Below are 19,197 nucleotides of genomic sequence, written 5' to 3' on the forward strand. Positions count from 1 at the left end.
CGGGTCACGCCGTGAAAGTCAAATACCAATTGCCGCCGGGTGCCTATGCGGCGTCACCCAGGGCCCATTTGAGCAGGTTTTCCGATTCCGTCCAGATGCGGGACGGATGGCAGCCGAGGACCACGACGATGACATGGCGGCCATTGAAGCCGGCGGAGGAGACCAGGCAGCGCCCTGCGGCGTTCGTGTACCCGGTTTTCATGCCGGTGACCCAGGAGTGCTGGGAAAGCAGCTTGTTGGTGTTCCTCAGGAGAAGCGTCTTGCCGTTGGCGCGGGTAAAGGCGTACTGGCGTTTGCAAATGATGCTGCGCAGTTCCGGATTGCGGTAGACGTAATAGGCGCAGCGGGCCATGTCAATAGCAGTGGAGTACTGGTCTGCGGGAAGGCCGTTGGGATTGACGAAGCGGGAATTATACATGCCCATCTGGCGGGCCTTGGCGTTCATCAGTTGGGCAAAACGGGGGACGGAGCCGGCCGTGTCGCGGGCCAGGGCCACCGCTACGTCATTGAAACTGCGGACCATCAGGGCATTGAGAAGTTCCCGGCGGGAATAGACTTCTCCGGCGCGGAAACCCAGCTTGGTGGGGTCCGCCTTGGTATCGGAAGGCTGGATGACCACTTTTCTGTCCAGGCTGCCGTGTTCCAGCACGACCATGGCCGTTACCAGTTTCTGGGTGCTGGCTACCTGGCGGTGCTGGAGGCCGTTGTGGGAGAAAAGCACTTTTCCGGTGAGTGCATCCATGACGCAGGCGCTGGCGCAGCGCGGTGTGCGCGGAGCACTGGGCGGAATGGCCACCGGGCGCGTGGGGAAATTGGCGGGGCGGGGAAGAGCGTGGGCAACGGGCTGGGAAAGCTGTGGGGGGACAGGCGTTGCCAGGGGGATGTAATCACTTGAATCCCCATACGATTGGCAGCTCGTTGAGCTCAGGCAAAGGGTGAATCCTGCGAGAAGGGCGAACAAACGCATGTCTTGTTGCTACAGTAAGAAGTTTCATTCATCAAGCCCAAACTCCGCATTTGAAAGGGGGATTGGACAAAAAAAGGCCGCGGGTTGTTTGATCCGCGGCCTTTTCTCTCTATTAACTACCTATGGAACCAAAAACCACCCTGGACGGATTTTGAGTTACTTTTCCCACCCGTCGGATAGATCTTGTAAATAATGAGACTTTCTCCTGTGAAAAGACGTTCAAAATATGTCCGTGGACAGTAATTTTTTTAGGAAGTATTCTGATACATTTACAATTATAATTGAATATAAATATGTTATTATGAACTTTTGCGTGCGTTTTGAGTGTTGGGGAATGAAGACTTCCGGAAGGGCGTTGTTTCTTCCCTTTCTGATCTTTTTATTTCTGGAATAATAATTGTTAGGAACAGGATCGGAGGTTGTTTTGCGATGTTTAAGGGCGTTCGTCTTGCGTCCGGAACCGAAGGTTTTTTATGCCGGAAGGAGCCCGGAACCAAAGAAAAAAGTCATTGCGGAACATAGGTGATTATGATTGTCTACTATAAATTCTCTTCATGATGAAAGTTCCCGTTATACTCCTGTCTCTAGTGGCCGCCTGCGTGGCCGGCGCCGAAATTCTTCCCTTCAGTACACCGTGTTTTGATACCAAAAGATGTGCGGACAAAGCCAAGTCCTCCTTGTCCATGGAGCAGAAGGAAACTTGCGTGGAAGTGAAACTTGCGGATGGGGGAAACAACATGGAGATCATGATTCCCTTCCGTGACAAGAATGGTTACAGCAACCTGGCTGTTTTTGAAAAGGCGTTTGCCAAGGAAAACATTGCCAAGAAGCTGGATCTTCTGAAAAAGGTGGAGCCCCGTCTGGTTAAAACCATTATCCGCGGCAAGGAAGTAAAGTGCCCGGTGCTGCCGCTGGTTTCCCCCATCAAGGGGGAGGATGGACTGATGCTGGCGTTTTTCCTGGCGTCTTATGAGAAAATAGATTTCAAGGCCCAGCAGGAGGGCCGTTTCCAGAAGAAGAGGAATCCGGATGACATCAAGTTTGTGTACGGAGTAATTTTTGAAATTTCCGACCCCGTATCCAAGGAAAAGGTGGCCTCCCCGATCAAGTGGGAGCAGGCGGAAACCGTGTCCGCCTGGATTGACGCCGTGCGCAAGGAGGTCAAGCAGTAGGGGACCTTACGGTTTGCAGGCTATTTTAACGCAGGCTGTCTCCGGAGGGTGGCAGACTGCGTTCTGTTTAGCGTTCCTTGCGGTTGATGGAAAAGTATCCCCCGGCGTCCGGCGTGATTTGCCCTGTAACTTGCATTCTGGCCAGCAGCGGAGTGATGGCGCATGCCGGTTTTCCCAGGGCGGCGCATAGGGTGTCAATGGTATTGAAGCCCAGCCTTATGGCATGGAGGGTTTCCTCTTCCTCCGGCGTGGGGGCAGCGGGACGTGCGGCAGGAGAAGGAGAGTGCGGAGAGAAAAGGGGCAGGCCCTGTTCCGGCGCCGTCCATTTCATGTCGTGAAGGATGTCGGAGGCGTTGGTGGCCAGCGTGGCTCCGTCCCGGATGAGGGCATGACAGCCGTCGGAAGAATGGCGGTCAACCGGGCCGGGAATGCAGAAAACGTCCCGCCCCTGTTCACCTGCCATCCGTGCCGTGATCAGGGCTCCGCTGCGTCCGGAAGCTTCCACCACCAGCGTGGCCTGGCTCCAGCCGCTCACGATGCGGTTGCGCATGGGAAAGGTGGTGCGGGATGGGGGCATGTCCATGGGTAATTCGGAGACCACCGCTCCATGGCCTTCCGCGATGCGCCGCGCCAGGTTTTTGTTTTCCTGGGGGTAGAGTCTGTTGAGGCCTGCGCCGATGACGGCAATGGTGCGGCCCCCTGCATCCAGGGAGCCCAGATGGGCTTCCGTATCCACGCCGCGCGCCAGGCCGGAAATGACGGTTACTCCGGCTTCCGCCAGGTCATGGGAGATGGTTTTAGCGCATAGCCTGCCGTAGTGGGTAGCCATCCGGGAGCCTACGACGGCGATGGAACGTTCGGAGTCCGCCTGAGTCCAGGCCCCCCACGAGTAAAGGACGATGGGCGCGTCCGGAAGGTAGCGCAGGGCGGCGGGATAGGCGGCGTCAAAGACCGTGGTAATTGCGGCACCCGCCTTGTCCGCCAGTTCCAGTTCCCGGTATGGGTTGGCAATGCTCCGCCAGGAGGAGATGAGGCGTGCCAGTTGCTGCCCGATGCCGGGAATTTCCGCCAGCATGGAGGCTGGGGCTTCCAGAATCGGTTCAGGGGAGGCGAATACCTGCATGAGGCGCGTGACCCTGACCGGGCCCAGCCCCGGGATCAGGTTCAGGGTGATGGCGGCTTCCTGCGGCGTCATGAACGGGATGCCAGTTCCTTGTAAACGTCAAGATGGGCCTGAATCATATCCTCTATATTATAAGGGGAGGGGATTTGCCGGGGCAGAGGGGGCGGCTGGGCGTACCACCGGGCCAGCAGGGCGGCCATGGCGGAGGTGTCCCCCACGCTGATGTTTCCTTCCGGCAGGAAGGCGTCCAGCTGTTCCTTGACGCCGCCGTGGGCGTATCCGGCGACGGGCCTGCCCAGGGCGAGCGCTTCCAGGGTTGATTTGCCGAAGGCCTCCGGACTCCGGGTCAGGGAGAGGGTGACGGAGCACGTGGAAATGATGTCCCTCAGGTCCTGGCGGTGGCCCGTCCACGTGAAGGCATGGGAGACGCCGGCGCGTTCAATTTCCCGGAGGACTTCATTTTTATATTCTTCCTTTCCCTTTTTGGTTTCTCCCACGATGACGGCGTGGGCCGGGATTCCCTGTTCCAGAAGTTTTCTGATGACGGGGATCAGGTCCAGCTGGCCTTTCAGGCGCGTGATGCGGCCCGGCAGGCACAGGGTGAATTTCCCTTTGAGCTCCGGATAGGCCATGTACCAGCCCGTGAGCCATTCGCGGGAGGGGGAATAACCCGGATAGTGCTGCTCCGGGGAGATGGCGTTGGGGATGACTCTGATGCGGTCTTCAGGGGTGGACGGGTAATGGGAGAGGATGTAGTCCCTGATGCAGTTGGATACGGCAATCACCCGTTCTCCGCGGCTCATGATGGCGGAGTACCTGTTGACGGAGTAGAAGCCGTGAACGCTGGTGACGAGGCCGGGGCGGTCTTCCGGCGGCAGTTTTTTCCATGCCAGGTATCCCACCCAGGCGGGAACGCGGGAATGGAGGTGCAGGATGTCCGGCCTGATGGCCTGGAGCAGTGCGCGGAGGGCGCCGATGCGGAAAAAGGTGGCGAGGCTTTTCTTGCCGATGGGCATCAGGATATGGCGGGAGCCTTCCTTTTCCAGCTGGGGAACCAGGCGGCCGCCTGCGGAGACAACGATGTTTTCCGCGCCCCGCGCGGCAAGGCCGCTGCCCAGTTCCATGACGACTTGTTCCACGCCTCCAGACTCCATGGAGGGGACGAGATGCACTATTTTCATAAGGCGCGGTATTGGGGGAAGAATCTGGTGATGATGTAGTCTGCGGCGCGGTCCGCCTCCAGGAGGGGGGCGCCGGGTGTTGCCAGGTGAAAGCCGTTCTTTTTCCATTCCCGGTATCCGGTGACCAGGCCCTCCTTTTCCAGCATTTCCAGGCCGGAGAGGATGCGGGATTTACGTTTGCCGCTGCGGCGCGGAACGGCCAGGACGCCTACGGGAGCGCCTGCGCCCAGCGCTTCATACACCATGGAGACGCTGTCCTGGCTGACCCATGTGGCGGAAGCGTGCGCCAGATGCCGCGCCACCCAGCCCGGCTGCGTTTCCTCCACGGGAACGACGGTGATTTCCGGAACGGCTGTCTGGATTTTTTCTGCAAAGCCCTCCGGAGTCCGGCGCGAGGTGGTCAGCACGATGTTGCCCGGTGTCCGGATGCTGATGTCTGAAAGCTGGTTGAGCATGGCTTCGTCATCCCAGTCAAAGTCTTTGCTTGGCCCTCCGATGAGGATCAGCGTAATGTCCTTCGGGATGGAAGGGTCCGGCCTCATGGGATGGAGCGCTCCCCGGGTGGGGAAGATGCCCGTGTCCGTATAGTCGCGTGCGGGGCGCAGGTCATGGCGCGGAATGAGGCAGAGGTCAAAAAAGGTGCAGGGGAGCGTGGGTTTCATGCACAGGACGGCCCGGGTCTTGAAATGGTGGCGTGCGCAGATGAGCGGGATATGCGTGCCATGCCCGGCGGAGATGAACAGGTCCGGCCGCGGCGTGTCGCTTCCGGAGACGGTCTTCCGGATTTTCCCCAGGAGGGAAAGTCCTTGCAGGTCCACCGTCTCCACGGTGCCCCCCGCCTTGGCGATCAGGGCCTGGGCCAGCCCCAGGGACTGGTTGAGGTGGCCCTGTTTCCCATCGCTCAGAATCCGGATGTTCATATAGGTTTATTATGAGACGGAGGAAGTGTGCAGGCAATCCAATTTCCACCGGAGTGAAGAAAATTCTTGGTGGAAGGGGCGCTCTTGTCCATGATGCGGGCGTGCTGACGCCGGATCCCGCTGTGATTAAAGATTCCCTGTGCGCCGTATCCCGGCTGCTGGGGTTTTCCGGCTGCCGCGTGGCCCGGGCCGGAAAGAGTCCGCATGCGGAAAAATTATTCCAGTGGCTGGAACGCGGGTGGCACGCGGGAATGGAATGGATGGCGCGTTCCCCGGAGAGGCGCGTGGATCCCGCGGAAGTCCTTTCCGGCTGCCGTTCCGTCATTTGCCTGTCCTATGATTACGACAGTTCCCGGGAGCGGCCGGAAGAGCAGGGAAGCATCTGCCTGTACGCGCACGGAAAGGATTACCACGGCATTCTGGAAGAGAAGCTGGCGGACTTGCTGGAACTGCTTTCCATTTACGGAGGGGAGCACAAGGGGTATGTGGACGCCGGCCCGGTCATGGAACGGGACCACGCGGAGGCTTGCGGAGTGGGGTGGCGCGGGAGAAGCGGCCTGATCGTGCGCAGGAAGGGCGGCTCCCGTTTTTTTATCGCCACCGTGCTGACCACGCTGGAACTGGAGCCGGACGCTCCGGTCTCCCACGGATGCGGAAGCTGCCGCCGCTGCGCGGACCTGTGCCCTGCGGGCGCGATCATGGAAAACGGGCAGGTGGATGCCGGGAGGTGTCTCTCCTACTGGACGATTGAACACCGGGGTTCCATTCCGGAGGAAATACGCCCCCTGATAGGCTCGCGCCTGTACGGGTGCGATACCTGCGTGACGGTCTGCCCCTGGAACGGAAAGCCCCTGCCGGATGCGGATGAACGGTTCCGCATGTCCCGGTACCTGGCCTCCGTACCTCTGCGCGATCTGCTTTCTCTGGATGCCAGTGGTTTTGCTGCCCTGTTCCGGAATTCCCCCATGAAAAGAATCAGGAGGGAGGGGCTGCTGCGCAACGGATGCATTGTCCTGGGGAATACCGGGACGCCGGAGGACATTGATTTTTTAAAGGCGCTTTCCGGGGAGTCTTCCCTGGTGGCGGAACATGCCTCCTGGGCCGTGGAGCGCATCCTCCGCCGCCATGGGCCCGGTGCAGGACCAAGCGCCGCAAGAGATTAAAAATAGAAAAAATGATGTTTTGCTCTTGTCAAAACCTCAATTTATGGTATCCATCTTGCCCCAAGCAATAGCTCTGCGCGAGGCAGAGAAAAATAACAGCTAGCAAATCCAATCCATTATGGCACGCCTTTTCGGTACAGAAATACCCAACGAGAAGCGCATCGAGGCTTCCCTTCCGTATATTTACGGAATCGGTAGCTCGACTTCTAAGAGAATCCTGGAACAAGCAGGCATCAATCCCGACATTCGTACGGGACAGCTTACCGACGAACAACTCACGAAGATTGTTCAAGTGATCACCACCGACGGCATCCTGATTGAAGGTGACCTTCGTCGTGAAAAGCAATCCATTCTCAAGCGTCTGACTTCCATTAACTGCTATCGCGGTCAGCGTCACCGCCGCGGCCTTCCGGTTCGTGGACAGCGTACCCGCACGAATGCCCGCACCCGTAAAGGCAAGAAGAAGACTGTTGGCGCGCAGGCCAAGAAGAAGTAATCCGCCAACCTGAATTTTACTATATAGCTTTACTATGGCTAGCGAAGAAATCACCAACGAAACCGCTGAACAGCCCGTGGAAACGGCAGCTCCCGCTCCCGCTCCGGTCGCTGAAACTCCGGCCGCCGCTGCTTCCGCTCCTGAAGAAACCACCAAGAAGCCTGAACCCCGCAAGGACATTTTTGCGGAACTCGGCCTTGGCGGCGATGACGACAAGCCCAAAATCCTGAAGGCCAAGGGCAGCAAGAACGTTTCCTCCGGCGTGGTTCATGTTTCCTCCACGTTCAACAACACCGTCGTGACCGTGACCGACCAGCGCGGCAACGTGATCGGCTGGTCCTCCGCCGGCAAGATGGGCTTCAAGGGCTCCCGCAAGAGCACGGCTTACGCCGGCCAGGTGGTATGCCAGGATGCCTGCCGCCAGGCCATGGGCCACGGCCTGCGTGAAGTTGAAGTGCGCGTGAAGGGGCCGGGCTCCGGTCGTGAATCCGCCGTGCGTGCCGTGCAGACGATTGGTATTGAAATCACCTCCATCAAGGACGTGACCCCCATTCCCCACAACGGCTGCCGTCCTCCGAAGGCCCGCCGCGTCTAATTGAATCCTTTTACCTATAGATCTAATATATCATGGCTCGTTATACCGGTCCCCGCGATAAAGTGTCCCGCCGTTTTGGCGTTGCTCTTTTCGGTTCTACCAAGGCTCTTGAAAAGCGCCCCTTCCCCCCCGGCCAGCATGGCATGCGCGCCGGCCGCAAGAAGAAGTCCGACTACGGCGTGATGCTTGCAGAAAAGCAGAAGCTGCGTTTCCAGTACGGTGTGCTTGAAGGCCAGTTCCGCAAGTATTATGCAGAAGCTGCCCGCCGCCGCGGCATTACCGGCGACATCCTGCTTCAACTCCTTGAACTCCGCCTGGACAATGTTGTGTACCGCCTCGGTTTCAGCAACACCCGCGCTGGCGCCCGTCAGCTCGTTTCCCACGGCCATATTACCGTGAATGGCAAGAAAACGAACATCGCTTCCTACTCCTGCCGTCCCGGCGACGTGATCGCCGTTGGAGGCAAGGCCTCCTCCCAGCAGCTTGCCACCCGTTCCCTTGACCTGACCCAGGCCACGGTGGTTCCGGACTGGCTGGAATGCGACCGTGACAAGCTCACGGGCAAGGTTGCGCGTGTACCTTCCAAGGAAGAGATTGCTCCCATCGTCAACGAGCAGCTCATCGTGGAATTCTACTCCCGTTAATCTTATCTCCTTCTGGATTTGCTTCAAAACCCCGGTTGCCTTTCGGCGGCCGGGGTTTTGGGCGTTTAAGGGAGAGTTGAGAGTTGAGAGTTGAGAGTTGAGAGTTGAGAGTTGAGAGTTGAGAGTTGAGAGTTGAGAGTTGAGAGTTTGGGGCGGGGGGTATAGGATGGACGGCATGACGGATGATTTGAACGGGAGGGGCGTGGCCCTCTTTGATATGGACGGAACGCTGCTGCCGTGGGATACGCAGTATGTTTTTTCCTGTTTCGTGGTGAGGCGCCATCCATGGCGGCGTCTGCTGGTGTTGCTTTTCCTGGCCTGTATCCCTCTTTACATCCTGGGAATATGGGATGAAAACCGGATGAAGCGGGCTTACCTCATTTACCTGTGGGGCCTGCCCGCGGAAACGGTGGCGCGGTATGGAAAAGAGTTCGGGCTTCTGGCGCAGGAATGGATTTATCCTGAATTGAAGGAACGGCTGCAAGAACATCAGAGGAATGGAGACCTGTGCCTCATGGTTTCCGCCTCCCCCACGTTTTATGCGGAACCCCTGGGGGATTTGCTGGGATTTGACGGCGTTCTGGGAACGGATGTTCTGCTGGAGAGCCGCATGCCGGCGATGCCGGAATTACCTGCCGGCAACAACAAGGGATGCGTGAAGGTGGAGCGTTTGCGTGCGCAGGGCGTTCTGCCGGAGCACGGTGTGCTGCAAAACTCCACCGCCTACAGCGACAGTTCCGCGGATATGCCCATGCTGCTTTCCTGCGGGCGGCGCGTGCTGGTGAATCCGTCCCTTTCCCTGAAGGAAGACGCGCGGCTGGCCGAGGCGGAATGTCTTTATCCTCCTACTCCATGGAATGGGAAGTGTGACAAGATATGGAAAATCTTTCTTTTTGTCATAGGGATGAATAATATAAGTGATTGTAATAGAGTTGATAGCTAAACATGTGGGAGAAAAGGCTTTACATTTGTGACGGAAATGTTTCACTTTTCTTAACAAGGGGGAAAAGGTATTTTTCTTTCCTTGTTAGCAAATCAACAATTAATACCCTAACCAAGTAATAGTCATGCAAACCAAGAACATCATCACTGTGGCAGCGGCTGTGGCATCTTTTGCCGGCGCTGCTTTTGCGGGGACTCCCGTTACGGTTGTTACTCCCACTCCGGTGGCGACTGTCAGTCCGTGGTCCGGCGATATCTATGCCGGTTACGCTTCCAATTACACCAGCCGCGGCATCGTGGCTTCCCACGCCTTGGTGGGAGGGGATAGTGTTATCCCTGCCGGTGTAAACCTGAATTACAAGCTGAGCGACGCCAACTCCATTGTCGGCGCTGCTTCCTACACCTCCCTGACCTCCGGTCACGAGCTGCTTGGCAACAAGGATATTGCGTTCCACAATGAAACCAATTTCAACCTTGGCTGGAAGAACCAGGACGGTCTGCTGAAGAATCTGTCCACTACCCTTGGCTGGAATCTGATTCATGGCGGCCTGCTCGGCAACTTCGCCAAGTATGACTACAGCAACGTTCTTGCCAACGGCACCGTTGGCCAGCGTCACGCTCATTCCGTAGCCCAGGAATTCTATCTGAACCTGAACTATGACCTGTGCAACAGCTGGTTCGCCGGTGTGACCACGAGCTATGGCTTCCAGGGCATGACCGGATGGTGGTTCCAGCCGTATGTGGGTTGGAAGGCCTCCATCTGCCCCGCCACGGACATCATGATCACGGGCGGCATGTCTGCTACTGCCGGTTACTTTGACAGCAAGTCCGCTTTCATGGCCAATGGCTCACAGGCTTGGTGGGTGAAGGTTGAAATGCCTGTCAAGCTGGGTGTGCAAAACCTGGCCGTCGTTCCCTTCGTCAGCTTCAACTGGGCCGGCAACGGCGCCCTGAAGGCTAACAAGCAGTTCGTGGAAGGCAGCAAGCCCTACAAGAACTTCGGCGTGGTGGCTGGTGCCAACCTCGTTTACTCTTTCTAAGCCATCCGGCTTACGATTGAATCATGTTTCAGGAGCGGCGGAGCAATCCGCCGCTCTTTTTGTTCTTTGTTCAGATTCCCGGGAGGAAGGGACACAGGCAAAGCGGCAATCCCTGCACAAAAGCCCGGTTCAGTCCTGTTTATTCTTTCTGGAATGAATGCCTTTCAGCTGGATGAAGCCCCCGGAGCGGAGAAGAATGTTCCTGCGTCTTTTTTGCTTGTTGCCAGCGGGAGCATTTTTATTCAGAATGTTGCAGCACCGTAGTTCCGAGTTTATGCATTTTTCCTTTTCTTCTGCTCTTGGAGCGGTTCTGGCCGTTTCCATTTCAACTTCCCTGGCGGAGTCACGCATTCCGGAGGCTCCTTCCGATCCGCCCCTGAGACCCGTGAGCGGCAGTTTGAAGGCGGGCTATTCCACCAACTATGAGTTCCGCGGTTTGATTCCCGGAGGGTGCAATCCAACGGCCCCCGTGCGCCTGGACTGGAGGAGCGACCTGAATGACCGGTATTCCCTGATTCTGGCCCTGAAGGAGGAGATATTCCTGGGGCATCCGGCGGTGGACATGGAGAATGAAACGGTGGCCGATCTTGGGCTCCAGCGGAAGTTTGGAAAAGCCACTTACGCCGCGTTATCCCTGCGCATGAATGACGGCGGGATGGCGGGGTTTGCTTCCGAACGCCTGTTCGGCAACGGCGGTACGACGTATGAGTCGGCTCTGGTCCTGCGCCATGACCTGGGCTTCCTGCCCGGTTTTTATGCGCAGGGCAGCGCGGCCTATTCCTTTTACGGCATCACGGGATGGTGGTTTGACATGTGCACGGGATCGGATTTCCGGATGACGGAAAATCTTTACATGGGGTTCAAGTTCGGTGCGGTGCTGAGTTCCTCCTACTGGCCTTCCAGCGGCAATGGCTGGCAGTCCCTGTACGTCCGGGTGACGGCTAATTACCGTTTGTTCGGGAACGTTTTTGTGGAGCCGTTTGTGGGGCTTCACTGGCTTGGCAAGGGCGCCCACGGGGTGAACCGGGTATATGGAAGAACGCTGGTGAAGGGCAATAGCTGGGTGACGGGTGTCAGCCTGGTTTATTCCTTCTGAGCAGAAGGGGCCAGATCCGTACGCATGCGGATCATGTCAATGCACTGCACGCCATTGTCCCAGACGGGTTCCGGATAGTTGTCCGTAAAGTGGTTTTTGATGACGCCCGCCGTCCGGAAACCGCAGCTTTCATACAGGGCCATGGGGCCGGGGGAAGCATCGGACGTTCCCAGTTCCGCATAACGGGCGCCCTTGTCCCTGATGATGTTGAGAGCGTGCAGCACCAGAGCGGTTCCGCAACCCTGCCTTCTGTGTTCGGGAGAGACGGAGCAGTTCATGATTTCCCAGGTGTCATCCGCCGTGCGCCTGATGACGATGGCTCCGGCGAGGAGCCCTCGGCTTCGTGCAACGTATAGTTCGCCGTGGGCCAGATGCTCCGCCACCTGGCGTTCGTCCGGATCAGCATCCAGCAGAAGTTCCATCAGGGGCGCGGGGAGCGGCCACACGGCTGGTTCTTGTGCCACGTGGAAGCGGGGAGGTATTTTCATAAGGGTCCGGATGAAGTCCCCAGGGAATGCCGCAGGCTTCTGCTACTCCTGAAGGGGCATGCGGCTAAGACCTCTCTTCTTATTCTGCGCGCATGAAGATGATGGAGTCCGCCAGCAGTTCCCCCTGGAGGCTGTCCCCCTGGATGACGACGGGCTGCCCGGAGATGATCAGCCCTTTTTCCTTCAGCAGGTCCAGTGCGGTGGAAATCATGCGGGCAGGGTCTTTCAGGAAGGGGGATTCAAAGGCGGTGACGTCACGGGCCAGCGCCAGTTGCCGGACGACGACGGGATCATTGCTGAACGCGAAGATAGCCGCCCGTTCCGGCCTGAGCACGGCGGCCTGCGTGGCGGCCAGGCCGCGGCGGGTGAAGACGACCATGCAGGCGTTTTCTACGGAGTCCGCCAGGGAGATGGCCGCCTTGGTGGCTTTCTGGCGGTCTCCGCTTAGGATGGCGGACGCGGCAAAGTTGAGGTTGCCGGAACGTTCCATGCGGTGGGCGATGGAGTCCAGCACTTCCACGCAGCGCACGGGATAATTGCCCACGGAGGTTTCACCGGAGAGCATGACGGCATCTACCTGTTCAAAGATGGCGTTGGATACGTCCGTGACTTCCGCACGGGTGGGGGTGGGCTGGGTGATCATGGATTCCAGCATGTGCGTGGCTACGATGCAGCGGCGGCCCAGCCTGTGGCAGTGGCGGATGATGCGGCGCTGGATGATCGGAAGTTCTTCAATGCTGACTTCAATGCCCAGGTCGCCGCGCGCGACCATGATGACGTCTGCGGCCAGAATAATGTCATCAATATGGCGGATGGCCTGCTGGTCTTCGATTTTGGCCACAATCTGGGCCCTTCCGCCCAGGGTGTCGATGTGTTCCCGGAGCTGGGCGATGTGGGCGGCGTCCCGGACGAAGGACATGGCTACGTAGTCCGTCTCGCATTCCACGGCCACGGCCAGGTCCGCCAGGTCTTTTTCCGTAAGGGCCGGGAGGCGCAGCGCCACGCCGGGGAGGTTGATGTGGCGGCGGGAGCCGAAGACGCCTTCCGTAAGCACCTTGCAGATGAGCCTGTCCGGGCGCACTTCCTCAATGCGCATGAGGATGCCGCCGTTGTCCACCACCATGGTGTGTCCTGCCTGGACGTCCTGCAGGAGCCCGTCATAGTTCACCGTGGTGGAGAAGGGGAGCTCCGGCTTGGCGGTGCTCAGGCGGATTTCCAGCGTATCCCCTTTTTTCAGGTGATAGGGTTCGGCCAGGTCGCCGGTGCGGATGGAGGGCCCCTGGAGGTCAAAGAGAATAGCTACGTTTGCCTGCAGTTCCGCCGCCTTGCGGCGGATGCGGAACACGACTTCCCTGACCCAGTCGTGTTTGGAGTGGCTCATGTTGAGCCGGAAGACGTTGGCTCCGGCTTCAATAAGCTGGCCCAGCATGTCGGAAGTGTCTGTTGCTGGTCCAATGGTGCAGATGATTTTGGTGGCGCGGGGCCGGGAAGGTGTGCTCATGGTCTTTGTCAGTGCCCATACTGTATCCCAAGGCACATTCAAATGAAGTTTTTTGTGGTACATGGCAGGATTGTTGCATGTCACGGGGCGGCTGCGGGCGCATACTGGCGGCATGAATCAGATCAGGGTTGAATTGATCAACACCGGTACGGAGATTTTGCTGGGGAGTGTTGTGAACACGAATGCCGCGTGGCTGGGCAACAGGCTGTTTGAAGCAGGGTTCCGCGTGGAGAGGCAGACCGTGGTTCCCGACGGCTATGCCATTAATGAGGCCATGAGGGAGAGCGCCCGGCGCGCGGATATTGTGATTGTGAGCGGAGGCCTGGGGCCGACAAGCGACGATGTGACCAGGGAAGCCCTGTGCGACGTGTGCGGCGTGGACATGCACCGTGACGAGCGTGTGGCGGAGGGGTTGAAGAGTTATTTTGAGCGCAGGGGGATTTCCATTGCGGAGTGCAATTTCAAGCAGGCCATGGTCCCGGACGGAGCCGCGGTGCTGGAGAATGCCAACGGAACGGCTCCCGGCCTGGTGATGCCTGCCAGCGGCTCCCTGCCCATGTTTATTTTATTGCCCGGGCCTCCGGGAGAGTTGAGGCCGATGGTGGAGCATTCCGTGATGCCGATGCTGGAAGACCTGGCGGAGAAGGATATTCCCCATTTGCGCGTTTTCCGCCTGGTGGGCATTGGGGAGAGCGATCTTCAGGAGCTGGTGGATGGTTCCCTGCACCAGGTGCCGGGGCTGGAGGTGGCGTATTGCGCGCGCATTGGAGAGGTGGACGTGCGCCTGGTGGGGGATGAGGCGGCTTTGAAACAGGGGGAGGCGCGCCTGCGCATCCTGGCCGGGGCTTATGTGCTGGCGCCCGCAGGGGCTTCCCTGGAGAAGGCCGTAGTGCTCCATCTGGCCGCCCAGGGGCTGAAGGTAGCGACGGCGGAGAGCTGTACCGGCGGCCTGATTGCCAAGAGGATTACGGATGTGCCGGGTTCTTCCGGAGTTTTTGAATTCGGCTGGGTGACTTATGCTGACCGGGCAAAGGAGAAGATGCTGGGAGTGCCGGAGGATGTTTTGAAACTCCACGGGGCGGTGAGCGAACCCGTGGCGAAAGCGATGGCGGAGGGCGCCCTGGACCGCTCCGGGGCGGATGTGGCTGTGGCTGTCAGCGGCATTGCAGGGCCGGGAGGCGGCACGCCGGAGAAACCCGTGGGCACCGTCTGGCTTGCCTGGGCTTTCCGGGGGGGAGAAACGCGGACGGAGATGATGCTTTATCCGCGGGACCGCGATTCTTTCCGGCGGATGGTTTCCCAGAAGGCCCTGGCCGGACTTCTGGACGCCAGAAGAAGGGAGGGCGTCACGGAATGAGGAACCACACGGGGAGTATTCCCGCCTCATGCAGGCCGCTGATGAATTCAAAGATGCCGATGAACCAGATGAACCACAGGGCGTCCACGATGTTGTGCGTAAACGTCGCGGGATTGACGGAGTAGGTGGCGGGCGGCGGCTTTAACCGGGAGAGGGAGGGAATGAAGGAAGGGACGTTCCGGCAGTAGTCCCGGTAGGCGTCTCCGAACAGGGAGATGAGCCGTTCCTGTTCCTTTTTAATGACGGACGGGTAATAGATGCCGAAGGCCAGCGCCGTCAGCAGCGGGATGGTGAAGGTTTCCGTGGCGCAGGCCACGCCTATGCCGCCGATGAAGCTGAAGAAGTAAAGCGGGTTGCGGCACATGGAGTACGGGCCTTCAATGACCAGGACGTTGTTTTTATATCCTGCAATATACAGGGAGCACCAGATGCGGCCAAAGGCGCCTATGCCGGCCATGAAGCAGGCCAGCAACATGAGGCTTTCTTCAATGAGCGGGGACATTTCCCAGCGGGATTCCCCGAAGAGAAGGGCGCAGCCGATGGCGAGACCGAAGAAGAGGGAGATGAGCGTGCGGAGGCGTTCGTTGAGTGATTTGGCGCGGGCTTCCATGATTTAAAGGAATGTAGTGGAAGCATCCTACGGCTCCGGAAAGTGGCATGAAGATATTTTCCGTGACGTTTCTGTCACAAGGGGCATGCAAAAAGGGCCGTGCGCCTTGAACGCACAGCCCTTGAGTAAAAGTAAAGGAGGTTTAAGGAATCAGGCGCGCCTGCGGCGCATCATCAGCGCAGCCAGCCCCAGCAGGCTGAGCGTGGCTGTGGCGGGTTCCGGAACCGCTCCCCCTACCACGTATTGTACCTTGATGGTGTTTCCATCCTTGTAAATGTAGTATTGGCCCTGGTGGTCAGCGGCGTTTCCTTCCATTTTGGCGGAGGCTTTGGTCAGGGAACTTCCGTCCTCTGCCAGGAATTCCCCCAGGGAAACGTCACCCCCGTCAAAGCCGCCGGAATTGATCAGCGTGCGCGTGACAAACTGGAATTCCCCCGCGGCTACATCCGTGGAGGTAGTTGCGAGAAGTCCGGAGACGGAGAAACTTCCCGCGCCCCACATTTTCTGGTCCACGTTCAGGATGCCGCCGATGCCGAAGACGAGCCTGGCGCCGTCGCCGCCCGGATCAATGCCGCAGACATTAAGGTTAAGGGTGCCGTCCAGGGTGATCAGGCTGCTTTTAAAATCTACTTGTCCCAGGCTCAGGGTGGAGCCGGTGCCCACGGTGACATTGCCCGTCCAGCGGGAGCCTCCCACGGTAACGGTGCTGTTGCCCGTCACGGTGATGCTGCCGCCGTCAGAGGTATCTACCAGGCTGCCGCTGACATTGATCGTGCCGGTGTTGGCAAAGATGACGTCAGGACCGGCATTGCCGTTGCGGTTCGGAACTCCATTGCTCCAGTTTCCGGCGTTGTTCACATCATAAGTATTGCCTTCCGTAGGGCCGGCTCCGCCAGTCCATGCAGTGACCATGCTGGCAGCATGGAGTCCGGTGCACAACCCGCAGAGCAGGGCGGCAATGGATAAAGTTTTTTTCATGTTGAAAACAGAGGTGTTTTTATTTGGAATGAGTTCAGACGAGACCGCCGGAATCGTTGCGAACCTATCGGATTAACAATCCGGAGTCAATGGTAAAATTTGGGTTGCAGAGGTTTATATGAAATATACATGCCCATAATGGAGAAAATCTTTGGGTATGTGTCGGATAGGCTTTTTTATTTACTCCCCGCAGTTTCTTGAATTTTACGGCGGATTCAAGTTAAAACTACCTTTCCCGGATTGTTAATCCGCAGAGAAAACGGCCAGGGAGGTTTTAGTTTATTCGTTTTCCTGGTCGTGCTCGTCCGCTTCGCGCGTGGAGAAGCGCATGAGTTCCGCTTCAAAGTGAAGCGGAACGTCCCCCGTGGGGCCGTTGCGGTTTTTAGCCAGGTGAAGGTTGGCCCGTCCGGCCATCTGCTGGCGTTTTTCCTCGTCTTCCGCATAGTAGGCGGAGCGGTAGAGCAGGCCGATCATGTCCGCGTCCTGTTCAATGGAGCCGGATTCACGAAGGTCAGAGATGCGGGGCACGCCCAGGCTGGCTCCCGTGCGGCTTTCCGGGCCGCGGTTGAGCTGGGCCAGGACGATGACAGGGACTTTGAGTTCCTTGGCCAGGGCTTTGAGGCCGGCGGAGATTTCCGCTACTTCTCGTTCACGGCTGTTGGCGGCCTGCTTGGAATGGGAGCGCATGAGCTGGAGGTAGTCCACGCCGATGGCCGCCAGCCCCCCCTGGTCCCGCATGACGCGGCGGGCCTTGGCCCGGAGCTCGTTGATGGAGATGGCAGCGGTATCATCAATAACAAGCTGGGACGCCCCCACTTCCTTGACCGCCTGCTTGAAATGCTTCATTTCCAGTTGGGTGAGATTTCCTCTCTTGATGATTTCCCGGCTGCGGACTCCGGAGCGGGCAAAGAGGAGGCGTTCCACGATCTGGACGGCGGGCATTTCACAGGAGAAGAGCAGCGTGGGTTTTTTCTCATTCAGGGAGATGTGCTCCACGATGTTGAGCAGGAAGGAGGTTTTACCCATGGAGGGGCGGGCGGCGATGATGAACATGTCTCCCGGCTTGAGGCCGTTGCTCTTTTTGTCCAGTTCTTCAAATCCGGTGGTCAGGCCCTGGATTTGCCCTTTGCTGGCAATGAATTTTTCAAAGTTGGTGACAGCCTGCTTGAGGATGTTCGCCAGGCTTTGTTCGTCCTTGGCGCTGTTGTACCGCTCCCGGATCTGGAAGATGTGCGTTTCCACGGAATCCAGCAGTTCCGCTACGTCATCCGGGTTGTCAAAAGCCTGGGTGGTGGATTGGGTGGCTATGTCAATGATGGAGCGGAGGATGAATTTATCCTTCAGTACATTGAGGTAGTGTTCAAAGTACGCTCCGGTGGTGGTGAAGGTGTAGATTTCCGCCAGTCCCGCGCTTCCCCCCACGGCTTCCAGCTGGTGCATGTCTTCCAGCGCCTGGGTGATGGAGACGATGTCAATGGGTTCGTTTTTATTGTAGCGGCCCTGGAAGAGGCGCCATAGCAGTTTGTGTGCAGGCAGGTAGAAGTAGTCTTCCGTCATGCCGATGGTGACGCACTGCCCCACGTAGGTGGCGGGGTCCATGGCCATGAGGGCCAGCACGCCCTTTTCCGGACCGGGAGCCTGGGGAATGTCCCGGAGGTCCAGGGCCGGGGCTTTGCGGGGGGCCTTGGTCAGTTCCAGTGGGGAGGAGGATGGGGTGTCCGTAGTGTCCATGATGCGGCGGCGGGATGGGTGGCATCCGGCGGAAAAGGAATAACACAACCGGAGACTGCGGGCAAAATAAATACTGCCCGCAGTTCAGGAAATTCGGAAAAGGCCTAGGCCCGTCAGCTGGGTGAGCCTCCGTTGTTTTCCTGTTCCTTCCTCAGCCTCAATTGACCGCAGGCGGCGTTGATGTCATGGCCTTTTTCATACCGCATGGTGACGGGAATGCGCGCTTTGTGAACGGCGTCCCGGAAGGCGCGGCAGCGGCCTTCCGAGGGGCGTTCCCAGGGGAGGCCCTCCACGGTGTTGTACGGGATGAGGTTGACCTTGGCATGCAGCTTTTTGGCGATGCGGACGAGGTGGGACGCATCCTTCAGGGAGTCGTTCACATCCTTGATGAGGATGTATTCCAGCGTGGGCATCTGGTTCCTGTGCCGCCCCCATTCCTCCAGCGCGGGGATGAGCTGGGAGAGGGGCCATTTTTTGTTGACCGGCATGATCTGGTCCCTTACCTCGTCCGTGGCTCCGTGCAGGGAGACGGCCAGGCGGATTTGCTTGGGATAGGCGGCCAGTTTTTCCAGTCCGGGAACGAATCCGGAGGTGGAGATGGTGATGTGGCGCGCGCCTATTTCCAGCCCCCGGTGGGAGGTGATGATTTCCAGGGCGTCCAGCAGGTTGTCAACGTTGGAGAGCGGTTCCCCCATGCCCATGAAGACGAGGTTGTTGACCCGTTTTCCGGCGATGGATTCCGCAGAGAGGATTTGCCCGATGATTTCCCCGGTGGTGAGGTTGCGTTTGAGCCCCAGCAGGCCGGAGGCGCAGAATTTGCAGCCGAAGGCACAGCCCACCTGGGAAGAGACGCACAAGGTGACGCGGTCCGATTGTTCCCCGTCTTCCGCAGCGGCGGCGGGAATGATGACGAATTCCACCAGGCTGCCGTCTTCCATTCTGGTGAGGAATTTCCGCGTGGTGTCCGCGGAGCCGTGGATTTCCACGATTTCAGGCGAGTGGAAACGGAAGTTTTCCGCCAGCAGGGTTCTGAGCGCCGGGGAAAGGTTGGTCATGGCGTCAAAGGAGGTGACGCGCTTGCGCCAGACCCAGTCCATGACCTGCTGGACACGGAATTTGGTGTGGCCGTGTTCCGTCAGGAATGCGAGCAGTTTTTCCTCCGTCTGGGCGGTGATGAGGGGGAGCGGGGGCAT

General features: G+C 58.5%; 19 protein-coding genes. 9 read left to right on the forward strand and 10 right to left on the reverse strand.

Annotated features, from left to right (window positions below):
* Positions 1-43: 43 nt before the first annotated feature.
* Positions 44-967 carry a D-alanyl-D-alanine carboxypeptidase family protein gene (locus CXU21_RS06775; protein ID WP_102711960.1) on the reverse strand — a complete coding sequence of 308 codons (924 nt, stop codon included), beginning with the start codon at positions 965-967 and terminating at the stop codon, positions 44-46.
* 554 nt (positions 968-1,521) lie between these two features.
* On the opposite strand from CXU21_RS06775, the gene CXU21_RS06780 reads away from it, so the two are divergent.
* Positions 1,522-2,139, forward strand: a complete 618-nt coding sequence (locus CXU21_RS06780) for a hypothetical protein (protein WP_180972696.1) — start codon at positions 1,522-1,524, stop codon at positions 2,137-2,139.
* A gap of 67 nt (positions 2,140-2,206) precedes the next feature.
* Here the strand turns inward: CXU21_RS06780 and dprA are convergent, their stop codons facing one another.
* Genes dprA through CXU21_RS06795 form a run of 3 tightly spaced genes read right to left on the reverse strand, consistent with a single transcriptional unit; the run spans position 2,207 to position 5,363 of the window.
* Positions 2,207-3,334, reverse strand: coding sequence for a DNA-processing protein DprA (dprA, locus tag CXU21_RS06785; RefSeq protein WP_102725531.1), 1,128 nt, complete (start codon positions 3,332-3,334; stop codon positions 2,207-2,209).
* A complete protein-coding gene (locus CXU21_RS06790; RefSeq protein ID WP_180972697.1) occupies positions 3,331-4,443 on the reverse strand; it encodes a glycosyltransferase family 4 protein in 1,113 nt (370 codons plus the stop codon). Before CXU21_RS06790 ends, dprA begins: the two co-directional genes overlap by 4 nt.
* Positions 4,440-5,363 (reverse strand): mitochondrial fission ELM1 family protein, encoded by a 924-nt coding sequence (locus tag CXU21_RS06795; protein WP_102711952.1) that lies wholly within the window; start codon positions 5,361-5,363, stop codon positions 4,440-4,442. The genes CXU21_RS06790 and CXU21_RS06795 overlap by 4 nt, the downstream gene beginning before the upstream one ends.
* Before the next feature lie 53 nt (positions 5,364-5,416).
* Here CXU21_RS06795 and queG point away from each other — a divergent pair, with 53 nt between their 5' ends.
* The 7 genes from queG to CXU21_RS06835 all read left to right on the forward strand — a co-directional run bounded on the left by queG (position 5,417) and on the right by CXU21_RS06835 (position 11,339).
* A complete protein-coding gene (queG, locus tag CXU21_RS06800; protein ID WP_180972698.1) occupies positions 5,417-6,526 on the forward strand; it encodes a tRNA epoxyqueuosine(34) reductase QueG in 1,110 nt (369 codons plus the stop codon).
* A 118-nt stretch (positions 6,527-6,644) separates the two neighbouring features.
* Complete coding sequence (gene rpsM, locus CXU21_RS06805) at positions 6,645-7,022, forward strand: 30S ribosomal protein S13 (protein WP_102711948.1); 378 nt, start codon at positions 6,645-6,647, stop codon at positions 7,020-7,022.
* A 34-nt stretch (positions 7,023-7,056) separates the two neighbouring features.
* Positions 7,057-7,617 (forward strand): 30S ribosomal protein S11, encoded by a 561-nt coding sequence (rpsK, locus tag CXU21_RS06810; protein ID WP_102725534.1) that lies wholly within the window; start codon positions 7,057-7,059, stop codon positions 7,615-7,617.
* Between the two features lie 32 nt (positions 7,618-7,649).
* On the forward strand, positions 7,650-8,261 hold the full coding sequence (gene rpsD / locus CXU21_RS06815; protein WP_102711944.1) for a 30S ribosomal protein S4: 612 nt from the start codon (positions 7,650-7,652) through the stop codon (positions 8,259-8,261).
* Positions 8,262-8,436: 175 nt separating this feature from the next.
* Positions 8,437-9,204: an HAD family hydrolase gene (locus tag CXU21_RS06820; RefSeq protein ID WP_180972699.1), complete on the forward strand. Its 768-nt coding sequence runs from the start codon at positions 8,437-8,439 to the stop codon at positions 9,202-9,204.
* A 124-nt stretch (positions 9,205-9,328) separates the two neighbouring features.
* Positions 9,329-10,243, forward strand: a complete 915-nt coding sequence (locus CXU21_RS06825; RefSeq protein ID WP_102711940.1) for a hypothetical protein — start codon at positions 9,329-9,331, stop codon at positions 10,241-10,243.
* Between the two features lie 274 nt (positions 10,244-10,517).
* Entirely contained in the window at positions 10,518-11,339 is an 822-nt protein-coding gene (locus CXU21_RS06835) for a hypothetical protein (protein WP_146016999.1), read from the forward strand.
* On the opposite strand, the gene CXU21_RS06840 is transcribed toward CXU21_RS06835, so the two are convergent.
* Positions 11,327-11,803 carry a GNAT family N-acetyltransferase gene (locus CXU21_RS06840; RefSeq protein ID WP_180972700.1) on the reverse strand — a complete coding sequence of 159 codons (477 nt, stop codon included), beginning with the start codon at positions 11,801-11,803 and terminating at the stop codon, positions 11,327-11,329. The two genes, CXU21_RS06835 and CXU21_RS06840, sit on opposite strands and share 13 nt — an antisense overlap.
* A gap of 103 nt (positions 11,804-11,906) precedes the next feature.
* A complete protein-coding gene (gene pyk, locus CXU21_RS06845; protein WP_102725539.1) occupies positions 11,907-13,328 on the reverse strand; it encodes a pyruvate kinase in 1,422 nt (473 codons plus the stop codon).
* Between the two features lie 112 nt (positions 13,329-13,440).
* On the opposite strand from pyk, the gene CXU21_RS06850 reads away from it, so the two are divergent.
* Positions 13,441-14,685, forward strand: a complete 1,245-nt coding sequence (locus CXU21_RS06850; RefSeq protein WP_102725540.1) for a competence/damage-inducible protein A — start codon at positions 13,441-13,443, stop codon at positions 14,683-14,685.
* On the opposite strand, the gene CXU21_RS06855 is transcribed toward CXU21_RS06850, so the two are convergent.
* From CXU21_RS06855 to rlmN, 4 genes are all read right to left on the reverse strand, one after another.
* Positions 14,675-15,295: a methyltransferase family protein gene (locus tag CXU21_RS06855; RefSeq protein ID WP_102711928.1), complete on the reverse strand. Its 621-nt coding sequence runs from the start codon at positions 15,293-15,295 to the stop codon at positions 14,675-14,677. The two genes, CXU21_RS06850 and CXU21_RS06855, sit on opposite strands and share 11 nt — an antisense overlap.
* Positions 15,296-15,445: 150 nt before the next feature.
* Positions 15,446-16,273 carry a PEP-CTERM sorting domain-containing protein gene (locus CXU21_RS06860; protein ID WP_102725541.1) on the reverse strand — a complete coding sequence of 276 codons (828 nt, stop codon included), beginning with the start codon at positions 16,271-16,273 and terminating at the stop codon, positions 15,446-15,448.
* Between the two features lie 279 nt (positions 16,274-16,552).
* On the reverse strand, positions 16,553-18,004 hold the full coding sequence (gene dnaB, locus CXU21_RS06865) for a replicative DNA helicase (RefSeq protein ID WP_102712247.1): 1,452 nt from the start codon (positions 18,002-18,004) through the stop codon (positions 16,553-16,555).
* Positions 18,005-18,117: 113 nt separating this feature from the next.
* Complete coding sequence (gene rlmN, locus CXU21_RS06870) at positions 18,118-19,197, reverse strand: 23S rRNA (adenine(2503)-C(2))-methyltransferase RlmN (RefSeq protein ID WP_102725542.1); 1,080 nt, start codon at positions 19,195-19,197, stop codon at positions 18,118-18,120.

Source organism: Akkermansia muciniphila (genome assembly GCF_002884975.1).
In the GTDB taxonomy this organism is placed as follows: domain Bacteria; phylum Verrucomicrobiota; class Verrucomicrobiia; order Verrucomicrobiales; family Akkermansiaceae; genus Akkermansia; species Akkermansia muciniphila_C.